The following is a 22,635-nucleotide window of genomic DNA, read 5'->3' as shown; positions in this document are numbered from 1 at the left end:
GTTCGGGCGGGGCAAGGGGTGTGCCGGGTCAGCCATGGGAGGGCTGGAGGAAGACGAAGACGTCGGTGTGCGCGACGACGTGGAGAGCGGTGCCGGACGGGGCCGGGTCGGCGGGCGCGGTGACGGTGCGCCCGGAAATCGGGGCGGCGATGATGTGCTGGAGGTAGAGCAGATCGGCGGCCTGCGCGGCGGCCACGACCGAACCGGCCGGGTCGAACAAGGTGCCGGAGGCGCTGTGACGGCAGCGGGAGAGAACGACCAGCAAACCGCCCATCGCCATCACCTCGGTCGCGAGCGCTGTGACGTGCTCGGCGGCGGCGATCGGGTCGAAGTGATCGGCCAGCAGGCTCGCGACGACCAGATCCACCGGCTCCCCGGACCGGCCCCGGTCGGTGGGAGCGTCGAGGCCGTAGCGGTCCAAATCACCGATCGCGGCCAGAGCATGAGCGGTGTCGGGCTCGATCACCCGCAGCGCACCCCAAGCCACGGGGGCAGGCCAGCCGACCAGCATCACCCGCGAACTCGGTTCGGAGAACTTGGCGATCGCGTGGGCCAGGACCGGTTCGGGCCAACGGTCGTCGGGATCGAGCGGCTCGGGACCGAGCGCCCACAGGGTCGAGGGAACCCGCACCGGCGCGGCGGTGGAGCGGGGGCGGCGGGAGCTGGCGGACATAACAGGGCCTCCTGAGCGAGAGAGCGGTGTGTACTCGCTTACTTCCGCCAAAAAGCCGATTTCGGGACACGGCAACCCAAGAATTATTCTGAGAACTTCCTGAGGCCGAAATAGCGACCCGGAGATCCTGGTCGGGAGAGGTTGGGTCGAATTTTTTTTCGAGAAATTTTTGACTGGTTGCCGACTCACCCGTTGGTGCTATCCGCGCCCTATATGAAACATATCCAATTCATATCCAAACGCTATCCGTCCATTCACACCCGCAGGTAGCCGCATATATCAAGCCGAGTGGCCGGCGAGCTGTCGAGGCGTGGCGGAATGGTAGCGAAATGTTCGCCAATCCGCCCAGGATATGACTTGAATATGTTTCAGATATGGTTTGGGTGTGTTTTGGATAGGGTTTGGATGCGTTTCAGATATGGGTCTCAGGTGTCCTTGTGGGGTCGGAAGTTTTCGATCGAACAAGGAGATCCGTGGTGACGAATACGAACGTCGCGAAATATCCGGGACCGGGCGATAAGTCGGGCTCACCGCTGGCAGCGGTGCGGTCCGGTTTCGAGAAGATCGCCGCCGAGGCGCTGCCCGCCGATCCGCGCCCCATGCCGACATCGCAGGCCGCAGCCGCAGGTCCGGTGCGGACGTGGGCGCAGTTGCGTGAGCGGTTGTGGGATCCGGCGACGCCGATGGCCGAGGTCGACGCGATCTGGGTGTGGCTGCTCGAGCGGGTTCGCGCCAAGGATGACGGCGCGATGCTGGTGTGCGCGGGACTGGCCGCACCCATGCTGACCCGGATCACGGGCGAGCACGCGACCCCGAGCAGTACCGCGCGCCATGACATCGAGTCCGAAGTCTTGACGGCGTTCCTGCTCCACCTCCCGCGCGTCGGCCTGGAGGAGCCGGGGGTGTGGCATCGGCTGAGGTGGGGTGCCTACCGTGCCGTCCTCAAGGCGGCATACCAGCAGCAAATCGGCGTGACGGTGGTCGGGGACCTCGACCGCGACCTCGCCCCGCTCGGTGAACGGGTGCAGGCGATCGGGGCCAGGCCGGGCAACCCCGAGACGGTCCTGGCGCAGGCGGTGGCCGCCGGAGTGATCTCCGCCGACGCGGCCGAACTGATCGCGGCCTCGCGATGGGAGGGCCGGTCGCTGACCTCCCTGGCCGCCGAACGTGGTGTGTCGCTGTGGAAGCTACGCAAGGCTCGGCCTCGCGCCGAGCGCACCCTACTGGCGTGGCTCAGCGAGCGCGCCCGAGACCTCGACCCCGAGCGAACCAGCACGGTCGAAGCCGAGGCGGTCACCGCGCTCGCGCCGCCCGCCCGGTCACCGCGGCGAGGTCGCCGGCCGAACCCGCACTCTGCGGCGGTGCAGTCGAGCACCGAGCACGGGCAGGAGGCTGCGGCATGAACGCGCACCGTAAACACCTCAGCAGCGCGCAGGCTTCGATTCGACAGCTGGTGCTGCGACGCCGGTGGCCGAGGATCCTCGCGGCGCTGGGCACCACCGTGGCGCTGTGGGTGCTCGTGGCCGGATCGGCGTCGGCCGCACCGCCGCACACCGAAGTGCTGGCGATCGCCTCGTCGCTGGGTGAGGTGATCGACAACGCGCGCAACTGGATCGTGGGGATCCTGGCCGGGCTGGCGACGTTGTTCCTGACCATCGCCGGTGCCCGCTATCTGCTCGGCGGTGGCGATCCCAGTGAGATCGAAAAGGCCAAGACCGCGTTCCGCGCCGCCTGCCTCGGCTACGCGCTGGCGATGCTGGCACCGGTCATCGTCACCGTTCTCAAGTCCATCATCGGAGCCTGACCGTGAACACCTCGGCACAGGCCCCACCCACACCCGCACCCGTCCAGTACTCACGAACCGCGCGCACCGCTGCCGCCGCCGCAGCAGCGGTACTCGCCGCGATCCTGATCGCCGTCACCGGCGCCACCGGCGCCTCCGCCCAGCCCCCGACACCGACCGCGCCGGTGACCCCGACACCGGCCACACCTACCCCGACAACTCCGCCGAGCCGGTGGGTGACCCCGCCCTCCACCACCCCAACCCCGGCCTCGCCCAACCCGACCACGCCCGGCACCCCGACCCCGCCCCCGACGCCGGGGTCGGGGTCGGGGTCGGCCGAGTGCGGGGTCACCAACATCAACGGCTGCGTTCAGAACGCGATCGACGGGTTCCTCCAGCGCATCGTCGAGTCCGCGCTCAACCCGCTGCTCGAGCTGCTGTCGGAAACCCTGCTGACCACTCCCGAACCGGGGCAGATCCCGGAGATCGGGGTGCTGTGGAACCAGTCGTGGCAGCTCGTCACCGCCCTCTATGTCCTGGTCGTGATGGCGGCCGGGGTGCTGTTGATGACGCGCGAGACGCTGCAGACGCAATGGTCGATCCGCGAACTCGCGCCTCGCCTGGTGGTCGGGTTCGTCACCGGCGGACTGAGCATGATGATCGCCACGGCGGCCCTCGGTTTCGCCAACGCCCTCGCCGGTGCGGTGGCCGGAGACGGTGTCGACTCCGCGTCGGCGGCCGATGCCCTGGCCGAGCTCGCGGTGACCAGCCAGAGCCACGGCTTTTTCCTGCTGCTGCACCTGGCGTTGGTGGTGATGCTGCTCGTGCTGCTCATCAGCTACGTCATCCGTGTCTCCATCACGATCGTGCTGATCGTTGCGGCACCACTGGCGTTGATGTGTCACGCACTGCCCGGCATCGACGGCGTCGCCCGCTGGTGGTGGCGTTCGTTCGCCGCCTGCCTGGCGATCCAGGTCGCGCAGTCACTGACCCTGGTGACCGTGCTGCGGGTGCTGCTCGCCCCGGGCGGATGGCACCTCTTCGGCCCGAACGCCAACGAGATCGCCGACCTCACCGTCGCTTTGGCGCTGATGTACGTGTTGATCAAGACCCCGATGTGGCTGCTGTCGGTCCTCAACATCGGGCAAGGCCGCAGCTTCGCCAGGTCGATCGCGCGGGGCTTCCTCGCCTACAAAACCCTGGGCCTGCTCAAAGGGGCCACGTCGAGCAGCGTCCGCACCGCCGCCTCGGCCGCACCTGCCCGGCGCGGCCCACGACCCGCCCGTGCCCCGCGCACGCCGCGCCCGGCCGCCGCGGCGAGTTCGGGGTCTGCTGACCCGTTCGCTCGGGTGCGCTCGACGCGAGATGGGCAGCTGATGCTGCCCCTGGACGGTGTGCGGCGAGTCGCGCGGCAACCCAGCTCGACACCGGCCGACTCGACCGGCACCCCGCCGCCCCGCCCGCCCCGAACGCCGCGTGGACGGCAACTCGCGTTCGACTTCACCCCGCCGGACCCATACCGGGGCATCCGGGCCGGAGCCGGAGGCCAGTACCCGCTCCCGATCCCGGTGCGCCGGGTCCGGCCCACACCCCCGGCACCGGCCCCGCCACCGCAACGCCCCAGCCCCCGGCGGCGGCCCGAACAACTCGCCTTCGACTTCACCGAACCCACCCCAGCCGATCCCTACGCGCGCCTGCGACCGACCCGGAGCGGCCAGTACCCGCTGCCGTTCCCGGTCACCCGGGTCAAACCTATTCCGCCGCCGCCGAACCCACCGCAGCCACCCGCGCCCGCCCCCGCGCGCCCAGCGGGGCGGCAGCTACATCTGCCCATGCCCGATCTGCCCGTGCGCCGCCGCGCCCCCCGGGCACCGAGAGGAGGCACCCTGCGATGAGCACCATCGTGCGCATCCCCGCCGACGTCGACCGCTCCGACCGCATCCTGGGCCCGTTCACCGCCCGCCAGCTCGCCGTCCTCGCCACGGCGGCCCTGCTGCTGTACTCGGCCTGGGCCGCGACCAGAACAGTGATCGCTCCGGCGGTGTTCGCCGCCGTCGCCGCCCCGGTTCTGGTCGTGGTCGCTGTCGCGGTGCTCACCCGCCGCGACGGACTGTCGGCCGACCTGCTGTTCGTGGCCGCCATCGGCCACCGCCTCCGGCCACGCCACCTCGTCAGGACGCGCGTGCAGGCATCACCGCGATGGATCGCCCGCCGCGCCAGCAGGACCCGGTCGCGTCCGCCGACACCGGCCGCGTTGACTGCGCAGGTGGCACGGCTACCGGAGTCGGTGACCGCGAGCGGTGGTGGAGGTGGCGGGGTCGGTGTGATCGACCTCGGCGCCGACGGGCTCGCCGTCATCGCGGTCGCCGGAACCCTCAACCTCTCGCTGCGCACCCCGGCCGAACAGGACAGCCTCGTCGGTCAGCTCGCGGGCTGGCTACACATCCTGCGCCAACCGGTGCAGATTCTGGTGCGCTCGGCGCGACTGGACCTGACCGAGCACATCACCGGCCTGCACACCGCCGCAGCGCAGATGTCACCCGACCTCGCCGCCGCCGCGCTCGACCACGCCGATCACCTCGCCGAGCTGACCGCACGCGAGGACCCGGTCCACCGCCAAGTGCTGCTGATCTGGCGCGAACCCACCGACACCCTGGCCGCCACCGGGCTGCGTGCCCGGCTGCCCGGCCGGAGCCGGGCACGGCGGGCGTTGTCCGGTGGTGCGCGCCGGGCGGCCGAGTCCCGGCTCCTGCGCCGCATGAACGAGGCCGCCGATGTGCTTTCCCCACTGGGTATTTCGGTCACCGCGCTCGATTGCGTGGCGGCTGCCGCCGTACTGACCAGTTGCACCAATCCGGAGGGCCTCGTCTCGGCCGCCGCCGACATCGCCGCCGCCGACGAGATCATCACCACCGATCCCCAAGTCCGGATACCCGACCCGTTCACCGGCGAGGGCCTCGACCGGTTCGTGCCGGAATCCCTCACGATCGGCACCCGGCATCTGGAGATCGGGTCGGACTGGACCGCGACTCTCGCGGTCACCGGATACCCGCGCGAGGTGACCGCTGGCTGGCTCGCGCCGCTGCTCTCGCATTCCGGCCGGGTCGAGGTCGCGGTGCACATCGACCCCGTCGACCCGGCCACCGCCGCCACCCGGCTGCGCCGCCAACAGGCACGCCTGGAGTCCTCGCGCATGCACGACGTCAGCCGAGGCCGCCTGACCGACCCGCAGGTCGATGTCGCCGTCGAAGACGCCGCCGACCTCTGGGCCCGCGTCGCCCGCGCCGAGGCCAGGTTGTTCCGGGTCGGGGTGTATCTCACCGTGCACGCCGACTCGGAAACCGAACTGGCCGACGAGGTCGCCGCCGTCCGCGCCCTGGCGGCGAGCCTGCTCGTGGACACCTGCACCCTGTCGTACCGGGCGGCTCAAGCGTGGGTCACCACGCTGCCGCTCGGGCTGGACCTGATCCGAGTTCAGCGGACCTTCGACACCACCGCCCTCGCCGCGGCGTTCCCCTTCGACTCCCCACAACTGCCCGCCGCCGACCCGGCCCAGGCCGACCGCCCCCAGGGTGTCCTCTACGGCCGCGACGCCGCCTCCGGCCTGTTGTTTGTGGACCGGTTCGGCCCTGAGTCCCACAACCACAACCTCGTTGTGCTGGGCCGCTCAGGCGCGGGCAAGTCGTATCTGGTCAAGACCGAGATCCTGCGTTCGCTGTATCGCGGCATCGAGCAGGTCGTCATCGATCCCGAGGACGAGTACCGCCGCCTCGCCGAGTCCGTGGGCGGCACCCACATTCGCCTCGGCGCTCCCGGGGTGCGGCTCAACCCGTTCGACCTGGAAGTCCACACCCGAGCCGACGGTCGCCGAAGCGCCCCGACCGATGCCCTCACACGACGGAAGCTGTTCCTGCACACTCTCATCCAAGTCCTGCTCGGCGACCAGAACCCCGGGCGGCGGGCAACATTGGACAGGGCCTTGGCGGCGACTTACGCCGCTGTCGGGATCACCGACGACCCCGCCACCTGGACCCGGCCCGCACCGACGCTGAGCGGACTGCGTGAGCAACTCGCACGCCTCGCCACACCGGCTGCCGGGGAGTTGGCCGCCGCGCTGCACCCGTTCGCCGGCGGCGGTGCCTATGCGGGGTTGTTGGACGGGCCGACCACCACCGACCCCGAGGGCGGGCTGATCGTGTTCTCCCTGCGCGCGCTACCGGAGGAGTTGAAGACGATCGGGACCCTGCTCGTGCTGGACGCGACCTGGCGGCGCGTGTCGAGCCCAGCCAATCGACGGCCCCGGATGATCACCGTGGACGAGGCATGGCTGCTCATGCGCCAACCCGCCGCCGCCGAATTCCTGTTCCGCGCCGCCAAGAGCTTCCGCAAACACTGGGCCGGACTAACCATCGCCACCCAAGACAGCGCCGATGTCCTGTCCACCGAACTCGGACGCGCAATCGTCTCCAACGCCGCCACCCAGATCCTGCTGCGCCAAGCACCACAAGCTATCGACGAGGTCGCCGCCGCATTCCGTCTCTCCGACGGCGAACAACAATTCCTGCTCTCCGCGGCACGCGGCAGCGGCCTGCTCGCGGTCGGGGGCACCGACAGGGCCGTGTTCGCGTCACTGGCCTCACTCACCGAGAACGCGCTGATCACCACCGACCCCAGCGAACTCGTCCCCACCGGCGATACCGGCGACACCGACATCGACCTCAACGCGGCGCCATCGCTACCGCCACTGACCAACCCGGCGACGCCGGGACCGCTACCGCAGTCCTCGGTGACGACGACATCGATGCCGACAGCGATCAAGAGGTAATACTTGACGAGCGGTTGCATAAGCGGGCCGTACGTCAGCAGGCCACTTATGGGTCGCGCTGCTGTTGACCGATATCACGCCCCGCATACCAACGCGTTCGAGTATGTCACGGCCACTGGCCACCGCTTCCGCTCCGGCGCGTCGCCTATCACCCCTCGCGCACCGCATGAACCATGTGCCGTCCCTTTTCCGATCCCTCTTCTCATGTAAAGGCGTCATAGTCATGGCAAGACGAAACGTGCCTTCCGTCGCGGGTGTCTCAACGCAATCAGCAAAAGGACGGAATGGAGCATCACGGGGGGATAGTAACTCGTGCCCGTCGCGTCGAAAGCGGGACCAAGCCGCCGATCGTGGGTCCGAAGCTTCAGGAAATCGTCGCGCATCGAACAATTTGTCGGGCGAAGCGCTTGACTATCGGGCAGTGCGGAGCGTTGATATTAGGGTGTCGCCAAAATTCGGTGGCGACAATGAGAGCCCTATTCCGGAAACGGGTTGCTGGTTGACTACGGAGGAGGTATCGAAACGGCTGAAAATCCCTGAGAAGACCCTCGCCAACTGGGCTTCTCTCGGCAAAGGTCCTCGCTACGCTCGAATGGGCAGATACCGACGGTACCGACTCAGTGATTTGATCCTCTGGGAAGAATCTCAGCTCGAAAGCGGAGGAGCTTCTTGAATCCCATCCAATTCCGGCTCGAATACAGGTTGTGCAAGAAAGGCGACACACAAATGGCTCGACAGCCGTTGGCGATCGGTACCTACGGAGCGATCAGCTGTAAGAAGCTGGGTCCCCGCCGGTACCGCGCGCGGGCGCGGTACCGCGCGTACAACGGGGAAACCGTCTCCATCGAGGGATGGGGAACCACCAAGACCGGCGCCGAATCCCGCCTCAAACGAATCGTTCAGCAGCGAGCGGCGACAGAAGGACAGCGACGAGACAGTACAATCACGCGAGACATGCTAATGCCCGAACTGGCGGACCGCTGGCTCGCGGAAATGGAACTGGACGAAACAATCGGCCCGCAAACCCTTCAGTGGTATCGCGAAGAGATCGAGCCCTCAGACGATCCGCGCGCCAGGAAAGAAACCATAAAGATAAAGACCGCTATGAGCGGCGTGCGCGTATTCGAGGCGGATACATCATTCCTGGACAGTTACCTCAAACGAATCCAGGCCAACGGACACAAGCGCAAAGCGCAGATCCACAAGATAATTCTCACCGGCATGATGAGCCTAGCGGTGCGCCACGGAGCGATCCGCGAAAACCCGGTACGAGAAGTCGGCAGAATCAAACGGAAGAAGGTGAAACCAACCGCAATGAACGAGCAGACCCGCAACGGACTCCGGGCACAGCTCGAAATCTGGCTCTCAGGAAAAGAGATTCCTGGGACCCCCGCCTACACACACGGCCCCACACGCGACCGCGACATATTGAACATCGCCGATGTGCTGCTAGGAACAGGAGCCAGGCCAGGTGAAGCCCTCGCCTTCCGTTGCTGCGATCTCAACAGACAGGCAACGCCATGGGAAATGACAATCTGTGGAACCATCGTGCGGGTGACGGGCAAAGGACTGTACCGCCAGGAGTGGCCCAAAACCGCTGCTGGGCATCGCGTCGTCGTACTGCCACAATTCGCTATCGACACCCTGAAGAAAATGGGTGCCGACGAATGGGACCCTGACGACGAATCCCCCGTATTCCCGTCGCGGCGGGGCAGCTGGAGGGATCCCCACAACTTCGGCCGCACATGGCGCGCCGCCCGCGGCACCACCTACGCATGGATCACCCCGAAGACCTACCGGAAGACCAACCTGACCGCGGTGGCAGAAGCGTTCGGACCCGAACGAGCCAAACGACAGGCCGGACACCGGAGCAGCTCCACCACCGAAGAGCACTACATCGACAAACCCGCAAAGGCACCCGACTCGACCGCAGCGCTCAACCACCTGGCACCAACATTCTCCGACTAGCGCGGAACCAGCGATGACCAGCCGCTCGGGGCGGCACCAGCTCGACTCCCACGCTTTGAACGGGAAAATTGGGACACGCCCGGAACCGCCGGGAAAGGCGATCGGCCTACTATCCCAGGGATACTTCGTACATAGCGGGAAGCGCGAGACATCCTAGCGGGCTCCACCAGCGAACTCGTCAATTAACCAGTCGATTGTATCCTCCTTGTCGCTCTGGCTTGCTACCGGCGCAGATGAGGCGATCGTCTCGGCGGTACCGCCCGGATGGTCGTCTCGACGAAGCTCGCGTGGGCTTTGGTGCCCGGTCTGCTCGCGTCGGACATGACGCACACGATGTCACCATCAGAGGTCCGGACGGTTTAGAGGGAGATGTAACGTCGTTAACGTCAATGAGCCTGCGACTGGCTCGGCGATTACCCCGTGATGCCCCAGGTCCCGACGCACGAGGACCTGGGGCATCTGCGTTGCCTATCCTCCCCTGCAGATGCCTGCGCTGTTCGTTGCGCGATTGTGGTTTCTATGTCATCCCGATCGCGACGGGCGCTTGTTCCTTCGTGGCCACGGGCTAGCCAGTTTTCCTTGCTGCTGGAGCGACTTGATCCAGTCCTGGGCGATGTGATGCGGCACATCGTAGTGCCGAGCTACTTTGGCGACGCTGCCGAGTCGCCAGTAGGCCACACCGAAATCAGCTGGAATATCCGGGGTTTGAGATCGAGGGAGTCGCGGCTGCTCTTGAGCAGGGCTGGGAATCGACGGAGCCTGTGTCGCTTCCGCGGTGTGATGGGCAGATCTTATGGGATTCCGATCGTCGGGGCTGGCGTCGGCTGTCGGTTCTACCGATGTCGATCTCGGCGGCTGTGCACCCGAGAGGAGAGTGATCGTATGGACCAAGAGTGGAAAGTCGATCTGCGCCAGTGCTTTTGGAACGAATGCGCCGCTGCTGGCTTCCACGCGCACTTCGGTCATTCGCGTACCGGCGGCATCGATCTCGACCGTCGCGGTGGCGAGAGGAATCCCGTTCTGGCCATTAGAAATCGTAATCGTGTAGATGTCAGTCATCTTGCCGGTTCCATTCGCAGTGGCAGTCTAATTGTTGTCCGGCGAGCCGGCTTCGGGGGAACTCTCGAGTTTGCGCAACCGACCTATCCAACCTTGCGCGGTATGTCGCGGAACTCCGTAGTGCCTCGCAACGGCTGTAACAGTGCCGAGCCGCTGGTAAGTGTCGCGCAGCTCGCTCGTATCAGGCATCTTCCGGTACGCTCTGCTCGCCGCAGGGTGCCCTGGCCGTGGTGGCTCCGGTACCGTGTCGAATTGCGTTACCAGTTCGGCTGCGCCCTTATCCATAGGGGCCGACGGAGTCTGTTCTGCTGGGTGCTGTTCAGTCGTGGCTGGAAGGACGGCAGCGCGTACAGGTGCCAGGCCTTGCGGCGGGAACCTGGCGGCAAGTGCAGTGACGATCGCAGCTATATTGATGCGGGGAACATTCAGGGATGTCAAGCCGCTTTGGGACGTTGAGTTGATAGCGATTGCGGTCACTCGCGGTTCCGGAGGCGTGACATCGACACGAATGGTTAGCTGTGAGTTATCAGCGATCATATCGCCGTCATGTGTAACATCGGGGGTGATGACAAGGGTGTAGCTAGTCATTCGTGGTTTGTTCCTTGTGATGGCTAACTGTAGGGCATAAGTGCTTTCCGCACGATAGCATCGGCGGGTCACACGAAGCCGCCGGAGGATGGAACAAGCCGTATTGGGAACGAAGGTTGATGCCGAAGGGCTCACAAGTACCTTGCGTTCTGCGTCGTAGTCGGGCAGAGCATTCGTCGGTACGAACCTAAGCGGCAGAAGGACTACGGCTTCGGTTTGCCTGGTCAACGCAGCCGTGTTCGCGAGGTGACATGTTGGTCACGAGGTGCCACCGGGCCCTACGCCCTTCTAGGGGGAGCTGTTCCGGTTCCAGCGCCCAAGACGACAGCCTGCGAGACCAGTTGGTACGTTTCTCGGCCCTTGCATGATCGCTGGCGCCGCCTGCGTACCTTGCGGTACGTTCGATTATCTGCAGGCGACGCCAGGTCAGCCGTGCCTCTCTTTGGACTGAATTAAGGTTCTCTGCGGCCGATCGAGGTCGGGTGGGTCAGTTGCGCTCGCGAGCTAGGCGAAAAACCCCACCACGTGACGCGACCTTCGCCTCGTCGGATACAAAAAATTAGGCCCGTCCAAAGGTGAGAGCGACGTTGTGACCACCGAATCCGAACGAGTTGTTAATGGCGTAGTCAATGCGACCACGGCGGGGTTCACCCTTGACGATGTCGAGATCGACTTGGGGATCCTGGTGCTCAAGGTTCAGTGTCGGCGGAATCATTTCATCGCGGATGCTGAGTACTGTCAGAACGGATTCGAGTGCGCCAACCGCACCGATTGAATGTCCCAGCGCGGACTTCGGTGCATACACCGATGGATGGTTGCCGACCGCTGTACGAATCGCCCTAGCTTCCGCGATGTCGCCGATCGGCGTAGCCGTCGCATGCGCATTGACGTGGGTGATATCGGCGCTGGTCAATCCGGCTGTTTCTATGGCCCGAGCCATCGCGCGCGCCGCACCGGCGCCCTCCGGATCCGGTGCAACGAGGTGAAAACCATCAGATGTGATGCCAACCCCGAGCAATCGAGCAAGGATCACGGCACCGCGCGCCTTAGCGTGTTCCTCGGTTTCGAGGACCATGAGCGCCCCTGCTTCACCGAACACGAAACCATCCCGGTCCTTGTCGAACGGACGCGACGCGGCTTTCGGATCGTCGTTGCGGGTGCTCATCGCGCGCATCATCGAGAACGCGGCGATTGGTACCGCAGTGATCTGTCCCTCGACCCCGCCAGCTACGACGATGTCAGCGTCACCCCACACGATCATTTGCCATGCCTTAGCGATGGCTTCCGAGCCGGACGAGCATGCCGACACCGGAGTAACGACTCCAGCGCGGGCGCCCAACTCCAGCCCGACTACAGCTGACGGTCCGTTCGGCATGATCATCTGCACGGCGAGCGGCGACACCTTGCGGTAGCCGCCGTCCTTGAGTGCTTCTCGAGTGTCAATGATGGCGTCGACGCCGCCGATGCCAGTGCCGATCGCGACCGCGAGGCGCTCCTTATCGACGTCGGGGCTGCCTGCGTTCTTCCAGACCTCTCGGCCGAGCACGGTAGCCATCCGCTCGATGTAGGCCAGTCGGCGCATTTCAACACGTGTCAGCAGGGACTCGGGCTTCACCTTCAGCTGGCCACCGACGCGGACAGGCAAATCGAACTCGTCGACGAACGGCTCATCAAGCACGTCAATACCGCTCGCGCCGTTGAGTAGGCCCTTCCACGTGGCGTCGACATCTCCCGCGATCGACGTTGTCGCGGCGACTGCCGTAACGACCACACTCGGGAAGTTTCCGTTTTTGATGGAAGCAATGTTCACGGCAGGATCACTGGTCTTTCGCATCGGAAGTAGCGGCTTCGAACTTCGCTTTGAGCTGGTCAGCTAGCTCTGTGTTCTCCAAAGCTAGCCTTCGGTTGTTGACTCCGTTGTGGAGATTACGCGAGATCGTGAGATCTTTTTCGGGGATCTTGACGCGGTTTCCCCTCCTGGTTTGAACGACGGCCTCGACGAGGCACAACGGGTCCGTGTCTAGGTGGTCAACGACCGACCTCAACATGGTTGCAGCGGAGAGCTCAGCGCCGGTTCCCTCTTCGGTGATTCTCGCAAGTTCGGCGATGATCTCTTCCCGGCTGGTGGGCGAAGGCACATGGTTCCTTTCATCCGGTTTCATCGTAGTCTGTCGATGGATCGACGCCGCGCCGCCACGCGGCAACACGTTCCGGTCCGCCTCTAGGCAACACGATCCGTCGCAGATCTCAGATGTCGACTGTGGATGAAGCTTCGGTCTAGTTCTTGTTTGAGTCGTACAAATCCTCTCTTACGCAAGCGGATTCGAGGCAGCGAGACGGGAAACCCTTGGCTTGACGTCGGGCGACGTCTATGGCAGGGGCCCGATCGTATCGCAAGCTCCAGTCTCACCCTGCCATGTGGTGGGCGATGGTTGGCCTGTCCGGCGGCGATGCCGTTACCAAAAGACCTCGAGGTGGCGATCTTTCGCTACGAGCCTGGTCAGTGGCGAGGCCTGAGGCGCATCGTCATCAAGCAGGGTCTCGGCGTGTCGTGATGAGAGCACCCGCGAGCCGTTTGAAGCGTGGATCCATCGAACTACATGCGGTGTGAGGTGGATCGAACTAGTCGGCGGATCGGTGTATACACGATCGACCCATGCGGTGTGCTGGCACTGTCGGTGCCGAGACCGGGAAAGGCGGGCACTGTTGCGCCGCACCTCATGGAGGAATTGAGCAAAGCCTGCTGTTCGCATAGGCCTTACGGTGGCACCGCAACTCGGCGAATGGTTCGGGGCGCCCATAGTCGGGTTGCGTCGAGCAGGCATGCTTATTCGTCTACAAAGCAGCTCACAGTGTGCGCTGGCCGGTCAAGTCAGCTCTTGTCAGCGATGCCGTATCGGGTAGGGATCCCGTCAAGGAGGAGCGCAGGCTGCCAGGCCGGCCTCGAGCCCAGCAGCGGCTGGTACATGCGTCGGCTCGCCAGCTGTCAGACCGACATGCCTGAACTTAGACGAAGTTTAGAGGCCAGGGCTAACTTGAGTCACATGCTCAATGTCAAAGCAGTCCGAGACGAATTCATGGCTAAAACAATGGGTCGTGCCTATGCTCGAACCGTTGATAACGAAGAAGCCGCCGCCCGCGCTGGCCAGCTGATCTTTGAGACCGACGTCAATGTGATTTATCGCGCCATGGACGTGGTTGCCGAGATGCCCGATGGATCGCAGATCCTCGACGTGCCTTGTGGCGGCGGTGTCACACTAAAACGGTTGCGGCAGGAACAACAGGTTCGGTATGTGGCCTGCGATATTTCCCCCATTATGATGGATGGCGCTCGGCGCATAGCACGCGAGGCTGGCCTGTCGATCGAGTTCGTTGAAGGCGACGTCGAGAACCTGCCATTTGGTAACGCCGAGTTCGATCTCTGCGTAACGTTCAACGGACTGCACTGCTTTCCGCATCCACCCGTCGCGATCGCTGAGCTGGCTCGCTGCCTGAAGCCGGGTGGCAGGCTCGTCGGTAATTTTGCGGCGCGTGGCCAGTCGTGGCGCACGGACACGTGGTCGGCATTCGCGCGTCTGACTGGTGGGTTCGGCCCGTCCGGAACCATTGAGGATCTCCGTCGGTGGCTAGGGGATGCCGGCCTGACGATAGATGAAATTGAGTGTTCTGGCGGAATGGTCATCTTCCGAGCGACGCGCCCCAAGCCGTAAACACCGCTCATGCAGTGCGCGGAAAGTGTCTGTCTTTCCGCGTGGTCTGCGTAGGCCCCCGATGTGACCGACCGTCGGCGTCTCCCGTAAAGAAACGGTCGGCGACACCGACGGTCGTGTCCTATTTTCAGCGAAGCGCTTGTGCCCAACGGAATCCGAATACTCTGGAGTGAACATATGACATTGAAACGATTCGCTGCGACTGTCGAGATCAACGCGCCGATCGATTGCGTGTGGAACGTAATCGCGGATGTTGAGTCGGTCCCTGAATGGCAAGCCCGCCTGACATCGGTTAAGGCCCTTGAACGTGACAGCTGCGGGCGCGCAACGTTGTGTGATATGGAGGCACACGCAGTCGGTAAGACTTTCAAGGGTCATGCGGTCTTCTCGTACGAACAGCCGACACGGGTAAGCTGGCGCCAGACGAAAGGGGGAATGAAAGTCTTGACAGGTCAATTTGAGCTCGCGGCATTGGCCGACGGGCGAACCGCAGCTACGTTTGCGCTCGATGCAATTCTCGACGGGATCCTCAAAATTGTTGTTCGAGGGCCGATCGAACGCGCTGTGATTGCGATGTTCATACGTCCGCGCGTTCGAGATCTTCAGGCTCGGGTGGAGCAACTCGATGCCCAAGAGCGCAGTGCCTAACCGGTATTTTGTAGGAGCTGCCGGGCTTAGTTGCCCACGTCCGATTTGCCTGCGCAGTAGGGCGGCGAGGGGTGCAAGCGACGGACAGGCGCGCTTTCGTCGTCAGCTCGCCGCGGGACCGGCCGATCGCGTGATCGGTCGGCTCATAGCTCGACCGCCGGGTCGAGCGTCGTGTCGTCGCGATATGTTCGCGCCGTGTTGATGCACCTGCATGATCGAGGACTCCACCGACACAACCCAATCAAGGTTCCCGGTCGCATCAGCCAGCGCGGTCAACGCGACCAGCGCCCGATTCTAGGTTTTATCACCGGCATAACGGCGATGCCGTTACCACGCCGTCTGCCACGGACCGAACATCTCCGTCTGGATCCCGCCCCGGCACCCCGGTCTGCAGCCGGAACATGATGCCGTCCGCCACTAGGCGATTGTTGGTGAACCGACGACCACCCGACCATCGGAGGTCGGCAACAGTAAGAAACTTGAGCACCTCCGACTGCTTGTCCGCCCGAACCTGGTCCGATCACGCCAGCCTCGCCACGGCGAACATGATGGCGACCTGCCGCGGTTTGGTCGTGAACTCCGTCTCCTTCGGGATGCGGACGGTGCTGGGTCTGTCCAGCCAACGGTGTAACTCGGTTTGATTGGGTTACTTCCGTCCAGCGCTGAGTCGGCCTTCGAAGGTGATGTCGAAGGCGTTCAACGCCGCTTTCCATCGGGTGATCCAGCGTTTCTGTCCGGCGCCGGTGGGGTCGAGACTCATGATCGCCAGGTAGACGCATTTCAAGGCGGCTTGTTCGTTGGGGAAATGGCCGCGGGCGCGTACGGCGCGGCGGATGCGGGCGTTGACCGACTCGATCGCGTTGGTCGAGCACACGACCCTGCGGATCTCGGTGTCGAAGGCCAGGAACGGCACGAACTCCGACCACGAGTTCTCCCACAGCTTGACGATGGCCGGGTACTTCGTGCCCCATTCCTCGGTGAATTCGTAGAACCGTTCGAGCGCAGCTGATTCCGTTGCCGCGGTGTAGATCGGCTTCAACGCCTTGGCGATCGCGTCCCAGTGCTGACGGGCCGCGTACCGGAACGATGCGCGCAGCAGATGCACCACACATGTCTGGACGACAGCGCGGGGCCAGACCTGTCCGATCGCCTCGGGCAGCCCTTTGAGACCATCGCAGACGAGCATGCACACATCCTCGGCACCGCGATTCTTGAGTTCGGTGAGGATCTGCAGCCAGAATTTCGCGCCCTCACCACCATCTCCGGCCCACAAACCGAGGATGTCGCGGGTGCCATCGACGGTGACCGCCAGCGCGACATAGATGGGCCGGTTGGCGACCTTGCCGTCGCGGATCTTCACATGGATCGCATCCAGGAAGATCACCGATACACGCTGTCGAGAGGCCGGTTCTGCCACTCGCTCATGCCATCCACCACCTTGTCGGTGATCACCGAGATCGTCTGCTTGGACACCTCGGCGCCATAAACCTCACGCAGGTGCGCGGAAATCTCCCCATGGGCGAGCCCCTTGGCCGACAGCGACAACACCATGTTCTCCACACCGTTGAGCCGGCGCTGGCGTTTGCGCACGATCTGCGGCTCGAAGCTGGCGTCCCGATCACGAGGGACGTCGATCTCGACCGGCCCGACGTCTGTGACCACCGTCTTCGACCGAGTTCCGTTGCGAGAATTGCCTGTCCCACGACCGGCCGGGTCGCCGTGGTCATAGCCGAGATGGTCGGTGATCTCACCATCGAGAGCGGATTCGACGACCATCTTGGTCAACTGCTGCAACAGCCCACCCTCACCGGTCAGCTGCAAGCCGTTGCTGCGGGCCTGGGCCACCAGCTGGCCCACGAGCTCGGCATCCACCGCCGGCGCCTTAGCATCCTTACGCTTCGCCACCGCAGCAGTATGAACCGTCACGGGTAAGGGACCGGCTTCGGTTTCAGACCAGCGCCGGTCGGCGTGGCGATTGTTGAGAGTAGTACGCGGCTTCATATTCGGCCGGACTCAGGTAGCCCAGCCGCGAGTGGAGCCGGGCGTTGTTGTACCAGTCGCACCGCTCCATGAGTGCGAACTCGACCTCGGTGAGCGTCTTGAACGGGTCGTGCCGGTTGACGACCTCGGTCTTGAACAAGCCGATGATAGATTCCGCCAGAGCGTTGTCATACGCATCGCCGACCGAACCGATCGACGCTGAGAGTCCTTGCAGTGCAAGTGATTCGGTGAATCTCACCGACGTGTATTGCTCAGGTTCAACCGGTGGACGCAACACCCGAGGTCACGGAGGGTGTATGGGAAGGCCATCGGACTGGATGCGGGAGGTCACCGGACGAGCTCCGCTGCGGTCGCCGGGGGCTCCAGGGACGCAGCGTTCAGTGGAGCGCCTGTTCTGGGACAAGATCGCCGAAGGTCTGTTGCCGACGGAAGCCGGTGTGGCAGTGGGGGTATCGCCTGTCAAGGGCAGTAGATGGTTCCGCGATGCTGGCGGGATGTCGCCGTATTCTTGGAGCCGGCCTGGTGGCCGCTACCTGTCGTTCGCCGAGCGGGAGGAGATCGCGCTGCTCAGGGTGCAGGGCAAGGGAGTTCGGCAGATCGCGCAGGTGTTGTGCCGCAGCCCGTCGACCATCTCGCGGGAGTTGCGGCGCAACGCAGCGACGCGGGGAGGAAAGCTCGATTACCGCGCCTCGGTTGCGCAGTGGAAGGCTGAACTGTTCGCCAGGCGCCCGAAGACGACGAAACTTGTTGATAACCAACAACTTCGGGAATACGTTCAGCATCGACTGTCGGGGCGGATCGCCGACGCGACCGGCAGGATCGCCGCTGGCCCGGCGATCGGAACTTGGACCGGCCGGAACAAGCCGCACCGCTCGGACCGGCAATGGGTGCAGGCGTGGAGCCCGGAGCAGATCTCGCGGCGGCTGCGGATCGACTTCCCCGATGACAAGTCGATGTGGATCAGCCACGAAGCCATCTACCAGGCGCTATATATCGAAGGCCGGGGAGCCCTGGACCGAGAACTGATCTTGAATCTGCGGACCGGCCGGTCACTGCGGATGCCGCGGGCCCGCGCCAAGCGTGTGGCCTGGGCCCACGTCACTCCCGACGTGCTGATTGGCGAGCGCTCGTCCGAGGCCGACGATCGCGTGACCCCTGGCCATTGGGAAGGCGACCTGATCATCGGCACCGACCGGTCGGCGATCGGCACCCTCGTCGAGCGGACCACACGGTTCACCGTTCTCGTCCACCTGCCCCGCGAGCGTGGATGGGGCAAATCGGCGCCGGTGAAGAACGGTCCCGCGCTGAGCGGCTATGGGGCACTGTCTATGAACAAGGCGTTGGTTGCGGCGTTGAACGGGCTGCCCGCGCAGATGGTGAAGTCGCTGACCTGGGACCGGGGAAAGGAGATGTCAGCACACACGGCGCTGACAGCGAAGACCGGTATCCCGGTCTTCTTCGCCGACCCTCACAGTCCATGGCAGCGCGGAACCAACGAGAACACGAATGGTCTTCTGCGGCAATATTTCCCGAAAGGCACTGACTTATCTCGGTGGACCAGACGGGACCTCGCGGCGGTCGCACACACGCTCAACACGCGCCCGCGGAAGACGCTCGGATGGCGCACTCCGGCCGAAGCGATGGAACATCACCTACAATCGCTCCAACAACGAAGCGTTGCGTCGACCAGTTGAATCCGCCTTGCGACCCGGCGTCGCTGTGGTGGATCAGTCCGGGCTCGATCGGGTGCCCATAGTGATCGCGCCGCCACACGGCCATGTTGAGTGCCTTGGACACCAGCGAGGTCGTTTTCGTGGCGGCCGTGGACCATCCGACGATCGCACGGGAGTAGGCGTCGAATACGAACGCCACATACGCCCATCCGGTCCAGGTCGATACGTAGGTGAAATCGGCGACCCACACCAGATTCGCAGCGGCGGCGGTGAAGTCGCGATTGAGCTTGTCTGCGGCGCGCACGCCGTCCTTGGCCGCAATCGTGGTGCGCAGCTTGCGGCCTCGCACCACCCCGTTCATGCCCAGTTCGCGCATGATCCGATCCACGGTGCAGAAGGCCACGTCGTGGCCGCGGCGCCGTAAGTAACGGGTCATCTTCCGGCGGCCATACATTTCCTCCGGCAGATCGACTCGACGCCGAAGACCTGACGATACTCGTCGATGAACCCGACAATCAGGGGTGTCGCGGGTCGAGTTCCCGCGCGAAAAAAGCCGAGGCAGCTTTCAGAATGTCGTTGGCCTGCTGGAGATCTCGGACCTCTTTACGCAGCCGCGCCAGCTCCTCACGCTCGCCAGCTGACAACCCCGCACTGGCCCTACCCACCGGCGAAGTTCCTTGGGCGAGCGCCTTCTTCACCCACACCCGCAACGTCTCGTAATGCACGTCCACCAGCGGGCCGATCGCGCGGGCGGCGGCATACGGGGACTCGAACTCATCGAGGCGCTCCAAGACCAGACGCACGGCCTTCTCACGAACCTCGGGCGGGTAACGCTTCGTCATGACGGGAACCATCTTCCACTAGGCAGAAGCGGCCCCAACCCGTGACGGTTCATCCTCCTGTTCGTGCAGAGTCAGCTACGCTCGGGCGGTTGCGACAATGCGATGCGTACAAGTTCCTCCACGTCTGCGCTCGCTAAGTCGTCAGCCGCAGCTGTCTCGGCGGGCGGCACCTCGGGATGCTCGGCCAACCTCAAGAGGGGGGCCAGTAATCCGGCCTCACGCAGGCGTGTCAGTGGTAGATGCGCTAACGCATCTCTGATGGCTTTCTCTTGCCCGTTGTCACTGCCTTCGGTGCGGTCTGACAGTGCGCAGAGAACCCAGCGAGACATCTCCGAAGCTGTCGGATGATCGAAGGCAAATGTATTCGGCATTCTCAAGCCTGTCGCGTTGTGGAGGCTGTTACGGAGCTCCAGCGCAGTTAGGGAATCCAGTCCCATATCCATTAGCCCGCGGTCAACATCCACTGCGTGAGAGGAAGGGAACCCCAGTGACGTGGCGATGTGGCTACGTACCGTCTCCAAGATAAATCGAAAACGATTGGGCTCGGCAAGAGTATTCAGCTTTGCTCTCAGTTGATCCGAGCTGCTGGATGATGCGGCGGTGCCCCGGTGATAGTCTCGACGTGCCAACGCGCGTAGCAGTGGCGGCACAAATCCGACTGTACGCAGTCTGCCAGTATCCAATTCAACCGGCAACAGGGCAGGGCTGCTATTTCTCAATGCAATATCCAACAGAAGCAGCGCATTATCAGCGGACATTGAGCCTATGCCGAGACGCTCAAGGCGAGCTCGATCAGACTCATTGAGTTCGCTGACCATTCCGTCGGTACCGTCCCACAGCCCCCACGCAACTGACAAAGCAGGCAGCCCCAGACTGCGACGATAATGCGCAAGGCCATCAAGGAAGGCGTTGGCGGCGGCGTAATTTGCCTGGCCAGGAGTGCCAAGTGTTGCCGCTGCCGATGAGTAAACAACGAATGCGGACAGGTCCATATTTGCGGTGAGCTCGTGGAGGTTCCAGGCAGCATCGATCTTCGGACGGAGCACATTGACGAGCTGCTGGCGACCAAGCGTCGGAATGGTAGCGTCGTCAATCACGCCTGCGGTGTGCACCACTGCCGTCAGGGGGTGCTCTATGGGTATAGTACGGAGGACATCGGCCAATGCGCTGCGGTCGGCGGCATCGCACGCTACAACAGAAACTCGGGCTCCGAGCGCGGTGAGATCCTCAACCAATCTGTCAGTGTTTGGGGCGTCTGCTCCGCGTCTGCTAATTAGCAGCAGGTGGCGGGCGTTATAATTGGCGACCAAATGACGGGCCACAACTGCTCCCAACGCACCGGTGCCGCCGGTTATCAGGACCGTCCCGTTAGAATCCAGATATATCCGTTCGTCGAGTCTTGTGTTAGTGCGGAGGAGCCGCGGCGTCAGCAGCTCTCCATTGCGCAACGCCAGCTGTGGCTCGTCATTGTGTACCGTAGCGTCAAGCGCTGCGGGAAAAATGTGCCACGAAGCCTGGCTATGGTCGTGGTCGATGAGCGCAAACCGACCGGGATGTTCGGACATGGCAGAGCGGATGAGCCCCCATGCTGGTGTGTTAACGAGGTCTAACGCGGTGTCCGATTGGTTCGTCGAAACTGCTGAATGTGTAACGATAACTAGCTTGCTCAGATCCAATTCTGGTTCCGCTAAAAATTCCTGGACGAGCGCAAGCAATTCTGCAGTCGAATGATGAATAGCGTCCGGCGTACCGATTGATTCGTCATTAGTTCGGAATGTGACGATTACCTCCGGAACATTGCCTGCCAGCGTCTGGCGTAGGGAGTCAATGCTCGGGAGGGCGGCCGATGCCCGCGTTTCTGTGTTAGGGGGAGAGTTGCCGACGACAGCGTAGCTGTTTGAGGTAGATGTAGATGTTTTTGCCAACGGCATCCAGTCGACGTGATAAAGCGACTTCTGTGGCGCGGATCTACCGAAAATATAGGGATCGACTGGGCGAAGGTCGATTGATGCGACGTTGACGATCGACTCTTTGGTAATCGGATCCACCAGTGTCAAGCTGAAACTTCCCGCGCTCGTGGTCGCAACAAGTGCTCGAACGGCTCGGAAATTTTTGCTTTGTACCGAGATCCCGTTCCAAATAAATGGTAACCGTAAGGGTTGCTTTCCGAGTTCGCTTGTTTTGGTAATGAGGGCAACTGGCTGAAGTGCGGAGTCTAGTATGCCTGGGTGGATCACAAAGTGGTCCGCTTGAGCGGCCTTAGGGCCGATATCGTCGATTTCTATCTCGGAATAGATTGTCCCGCCGCAACGCCATGCAGCCCTAACGCGTTCAAAAGTCGGTCCATAGTTGAGCCCCGCATCGTTGAGTGTCTGATACAGATTGTTAATGTCGATCAACTCGGCATCAGCAGGTACGGCGAGATGATCCGCAAATTCGAGAGCATCGCTTGTACTGCTTAGACACCCTGTCGCGTTACGCGTCCACGCTTTTTGTTCGCCTATATCGGGCCGGGAACGAATAGTGAACGTGCACGAGTCGGCCTCGGTCGGTGCACTCAGTACCGCTTGGATCTCCATGGCATTGTGCTCGGGAAAGACAAGCGGTGCTTCTATAATCAGTTCGTCAACGCGGTTGCAACGTGTGTGGGTTGCAAGATGCAGGGCCAGCTCGGCAAATGCGGCCGCAGGTAGGGTTGGGCGGCCTAACACAGTGTGGTCAGCTAGCCAAGCATTGTGCTGTGGTGAAATGCAGCCTGTGAACAGGCTGCTTCCGTCGGGTAGGTCTGTGGTTGCGGTGAGTATTGGGTGGTTGGTGGGGCGGAGGCCTGCTCCGACGGTGGTGTGGGTGGAGGGGGTGGGGGTG

General features: G+C 63.5%; 17 protein-coding genes and 1 pseudogene. 9 read left to right on the top strand and 9 right to left on the bottom strand.

Features of this window, described 5'->3' with window-relative positions; genetic code table 11:
- Nucleotides 1-28: 28 nt before the first annotated feature.
- Entirely contained in the window at nucleotides 29-673 is a 645-nt protein-coding gene (locus ABZV58_RS31060; protein WP_355003754.1) for a hypothetical protein, read from the bottom strand.
- 476 nt (nucleotides 674-1,149) lie between these two features.
- Here ABZV58_RS31060 and ABZV58_RS31055 point away from each other — a divergent pair, with 476 nt between their 5' ends.
- The 6 genes from ABZV58_RS31055 (at nucleotide 1,150) to ABZV58_RS31030 (ending at nucleotide 9,249) form a co-directional block, all read left to right on the top strand.
- On the top strand, nucleotides 1,150-2,076 hold the full coding sequence (locus tag ABZV58_RS31055; RefSeq protein WP_355003753.1) for a hypothetical protein: 927 nt from the start codon (nucleotides 1,150-1,152) through the stop codon (nucleotides 2,074-2,076).
- Nucleotides 2,073-2,477: a pilin gene (locus ABZV58_RS31050; RefSeq protein ID WP_355003752.1), complete on the top strand. Its 405-nt coding sequence runs from the start codon at nucleotides 2,073-2,075 to the stop codon at nucleotides 2,475-2,477. Before ABZV58_RS31055 ends, ABZV58_RS31050 begins: the two co-directional genes overlap by 4 nt.
- Before the next feature lie 2 nt (nucleotides 2,478-2,479).
- Complete coding sequence (locus tag ABZV58_RS31045) at nucleotides 2,480-4,351, top strand: hypothetical protein (protein ID WP_355003751.1); 1,872 nt, start codon at nucleotides 2,480-2,482, stop codon at nucleotides 4,349-4,351.
- Nucleotides 4,348-7,281 carry a PrgI family mobile element protein gene (locus ABZV58_RS31040; RefSeq protein ID WP_355003750.1) on the top strand — a complete coding sequence of 978 codons (2,934 nt, stop codon included), beginning with the start codon at nucleotides 4,348-4,350 and terminating at the stop codon, nucleotides 7,279-7,281. The genes ABZV58_RS31045 and ABZV58_RS31040 overlap by 4 nt, the downstream gene beginning before the upstream one ends.
- Nucleotides 7,282-7,384: 103 nt before the next feature.
- Nucleotides 7,385-7,954, top strand: coding sequence for a helix-turn-helix domain-containing protein (locus ABZV58_RS31035; RefSeq protein WP_355003749.1), 570 nt, complete (start codon nucleotides 7,385-7,387; stop codon nucleotides 7,952-7,954).
- Nucleotides 7,951-9,249 (top strand): hypothetical protein, encoded by a 1,299-nt coding sequence (locus tag ABZV58_RS31030; protein ID WP_355003748.1) that lies wholly within the window; start codon nucleotides 7,951-7,953, stop codon nucleotides 9,247-9,249. Before ABZV58_RS31035 ends, ABZV58_RS31030 begins: the two co-directional genes overlap by 4 nt.
- 522 nt (nucleotides 9,250-9,771) lie before the next feature.
- On the opposite strand, the gene ABZV58_RS31025 is transcribed toward ABZV58_RS31030, so the two are convergent.
- The 3 genes from ABZV58_RS31025 to ABZV58_RS31015 form a co-directional block, all read right to left on the bottom strand.
- Nucleotides 9,772-10,308: a hypothetical protein gene (locus tag ABZV58_RS31025; protein WP_355003747.1), complete on the bottom strand. Its 537-nt coding sequence runs from the start codon at nucleotides 10,306-10,308 to the stop codon at nucleotides 9,772-9,774.
- A gap of 1,147 nt (nucleotides 10,309-11,455) precedes the next feature.
- Nucleotides 11,456-12,730 carry a KasA/KasB family beta-ketoacyl-ACP synthase gene (locus ABZV58_RS31020; protein ID WP_355003746.1) on the bottom strand — a complete coding sequence of 425 codons (1,275 nt, stop codon included), beginning with the start codon at nucleotides 12,728-12,730 and terminating at the stop codon, nucleotides 11,456-11,458.
- Entirely contained in the window at nucleotides 12,714-13,034 is a 321-nt protein-coding gene (locus ABZV58_RS31015; protein ID WP_355003745.1) for an acyl carrier protein, read from the bottom strand. The genes ABZV58_RS31020 and ABZV58_RS31015 overlap by 17 nt, the downstream gene beginning before the upstream one ends.
- Nucleotides 13,035-13,940: 906 nt before the next feature.
- On the opposite strand from ABZV58_RS31015, the gene ABZV58_RS31010 reads away from it, so the two are divergent.
- Together ABZV58_RS31010 and ABZV58_RS31005 are read left to right on the top strand one after the other, a co-directional pair.
- Nucleotides 13,941-14,606: a class I SAM-dependent methyltransferase gene (locus tag ABZV58_RS31010; protein ID WP_355003744.1), complete on the top strand. Its 666-nt coding sequence runs from the start codon at nucleotides 13,941-13,943 to the stop codon at nucleotides 14,604-14,606.
- Between the two features lie 177 nt (nucleotides 14,607-14,783).
- A complete protein-coding gene (locus ABZV58_RS31005; RefSeq protein ID WP_355003743.1) occupies nucleotides 14,784-15,254 on the top strand; it encodes an SRPBCC family protein in 471 nt (156 codons plus the stop codon).
- Between the two features lie 646 nt (nucleotides 15,255-15,900).
- On the opposite strand, the pseudogene ABZV58_RS31000 reads toward ABZV58_RS31005, so the two are convergent.
- Together ABZV58_RS31000 and ABZV58_RS30995 are read right to left on the bottom strand one after the other, a co-directional pair.
- A pseudogene (locus ABZV58_RS31000) lies at nucleotides 15,901-17,255 on the bottom strand (IS256 family transposase).
- On the bottom strand, nucleotides 17,203-17,493 hold the full coding sequence (locus tag ABZV58_RS30995; RefSeq protein WP_355003742.1) for an integrase core domain-containing protein: 291 nt from the start codon (nucleotides 17,491-17,493) through the stop codon (nucleotides 17,203-17,205). Before ABZV58_RS30995 ends, ABZV58_RS31000 begins: the two are co-directional and overlap by 53 nt.
- Before the next feature lie 79 nt (nucleotides 17,494-17,572).
- Between ABZV58_RS30995 and ABZV58_RS30990 the strand changes: the two genes are divergently transcribed.
- Nucleotides 17,573-18,949: an IS30 family transposase gene (locus tag ABZV58_RS30990; RefSeq protein ID WP_355003955.1), complete on the top strand. Its 1,377-nt coding sequence runs from the start codon at nucleotides 17,573-17,575 to the stop codon at nucleotides 18,947-18,949.
- On the opposite strand, the gene ABZV58_RS30985 is transcribed toward ABZV58_RS30990, so the two are convergent.
- From ABZV58_RS30985 to ABZV58_RS30975, 3 genes are all read right to left on the bottom strand, one after another.
- Entirely contained in the window at nucleotides 18,846-19,382 is a 537-nt protein-coding gene (locus ABZV58_RS30985) for a DDE-type integrase/transposase/recombinase (protein ID WP_355003741.1), read from the bottom strand. The two genes, ABZV58_RS30990 and ABZV58_RS30985, sit on opposite strands and share 104 nt — an antisense overlap.
- A 61-nt stretch (nucleotides 19,383-19,443) precedes the next feature.
- Nucleotides 19,444-19,770: a transposase gene (locus tag ABZV58_RS30980; RefSeq protein ID WP_355003740.1), complete on the bottom strand. Its 327-nt coding sequence runs from the start codon at nucleotides 19,768-19,770 to the stop codon at nucleotides 19,444-19,446.
- A 71-nt stretch (nucleotides 19,771-19,841) separates the two neighbouring features.
- Nucleotides 19,842-22,574, bottom strand: a complete 2,733-nt coding sequence (locus ABZV58_RS30975; RefSeq protein ID WP_355003954.1) for a type I polyketide synthase — start codon at nucleotides 22,572-22,574, stop codon at nucleotides 19,842-19,844.
- Nucleotides 22,575-22,635: the final 61 nt, after the last annotated feature.

The sequence above is a fragment of the Nocardia sp. NPDC004654 genome (assembly GCF_040609595.1).
Classification (GTDB): domain Bacteria; phylum Actinomycetota; class Actinomycetes; order Mycobacteriales; family Mycobacteriaceae; genus Nocardia.
Note: the sequence above shows the minus strand (reverse complement) of the source record. Positions and strands in the feature narration are given on the sequence as shown.

Coding starts and splice junctions, on each gene's coding strand:
- ABZV58_RS31010 (WP_355003744.1), top strand. CDS start 13,941: ATGCTCAATGTCAAAGCAGTCCGAGACGAATTCATGGCTAAAACAATG.
- ABZV58_RS30980 (WP_355003740.1), bottom strand. CDS start 19,770: ATGACGAAGCGTTACCCGCCCGAGGTTCGTGAGAAGGCCGTGCGTCTG.
- ABZV58_RS31020 (WP_355003746.1), bottom strand. CDS start 12,730: ATGCGAAAGACCAGTGATCCTGCCGTGAACATTGCTTCCATCAAAAAC.
- ABZV58_RS31035 (WP_355003749.1), top strand. CDS start 7,385: ATGTCACGGCCACTGGCCACCGCTTCCGCTCCGGCGCGTCGCCTATCA.
- ABZV58_RS31060 (WP_355003754.1), bottom strand. CDS start 673: ATGTCCGCCAGCTCCCGCCGCCCCCGCTCCACCGCCGCGCCGGTGCGG.
- ABZV58_RS31040 (WP_355003750.1), top strand. CDS start 4,348: ATGAGCACCATCGTGCGCATCCCCGCCGACGTCGACCGCTCCGACCGC.
- ABZV58_RS31005 (WP_355003743.1), top strand. CDS start 14,784: ATGACATTGAAACGATTCGCTGCGACTGTCGAGATCAACGCGCCGATC.
- ABZV58_RS31050 (WP_355003752.1), top strand. CDS start 2,073: ATGAACGCGCACCGTAAACACCTCAGCAGCGCGCAGGCTTCGATTCGA.
- ABZV58_RS31025 (WP_355003747.1), bottom strand. CDS start 10,308: ATGACTGACATCTACACGATTACGATTTCTAATGGCCAGAACGGGATT.
- ABZV58_RS30990 (WP_355003955.1), top strand. CDS start 17,573: ATGCGGGAGGTCACCGGACGAGCTCCGCTGCGGTCGCCGGGGGCTCCA.
- ABZV58_RS30985 (WP_355003741.1), bottom strand. CDS start 19,382: ATGTATGGCCGCCGGAAGATGACCCGTTACTTACGGCGCCGCGGCCAC.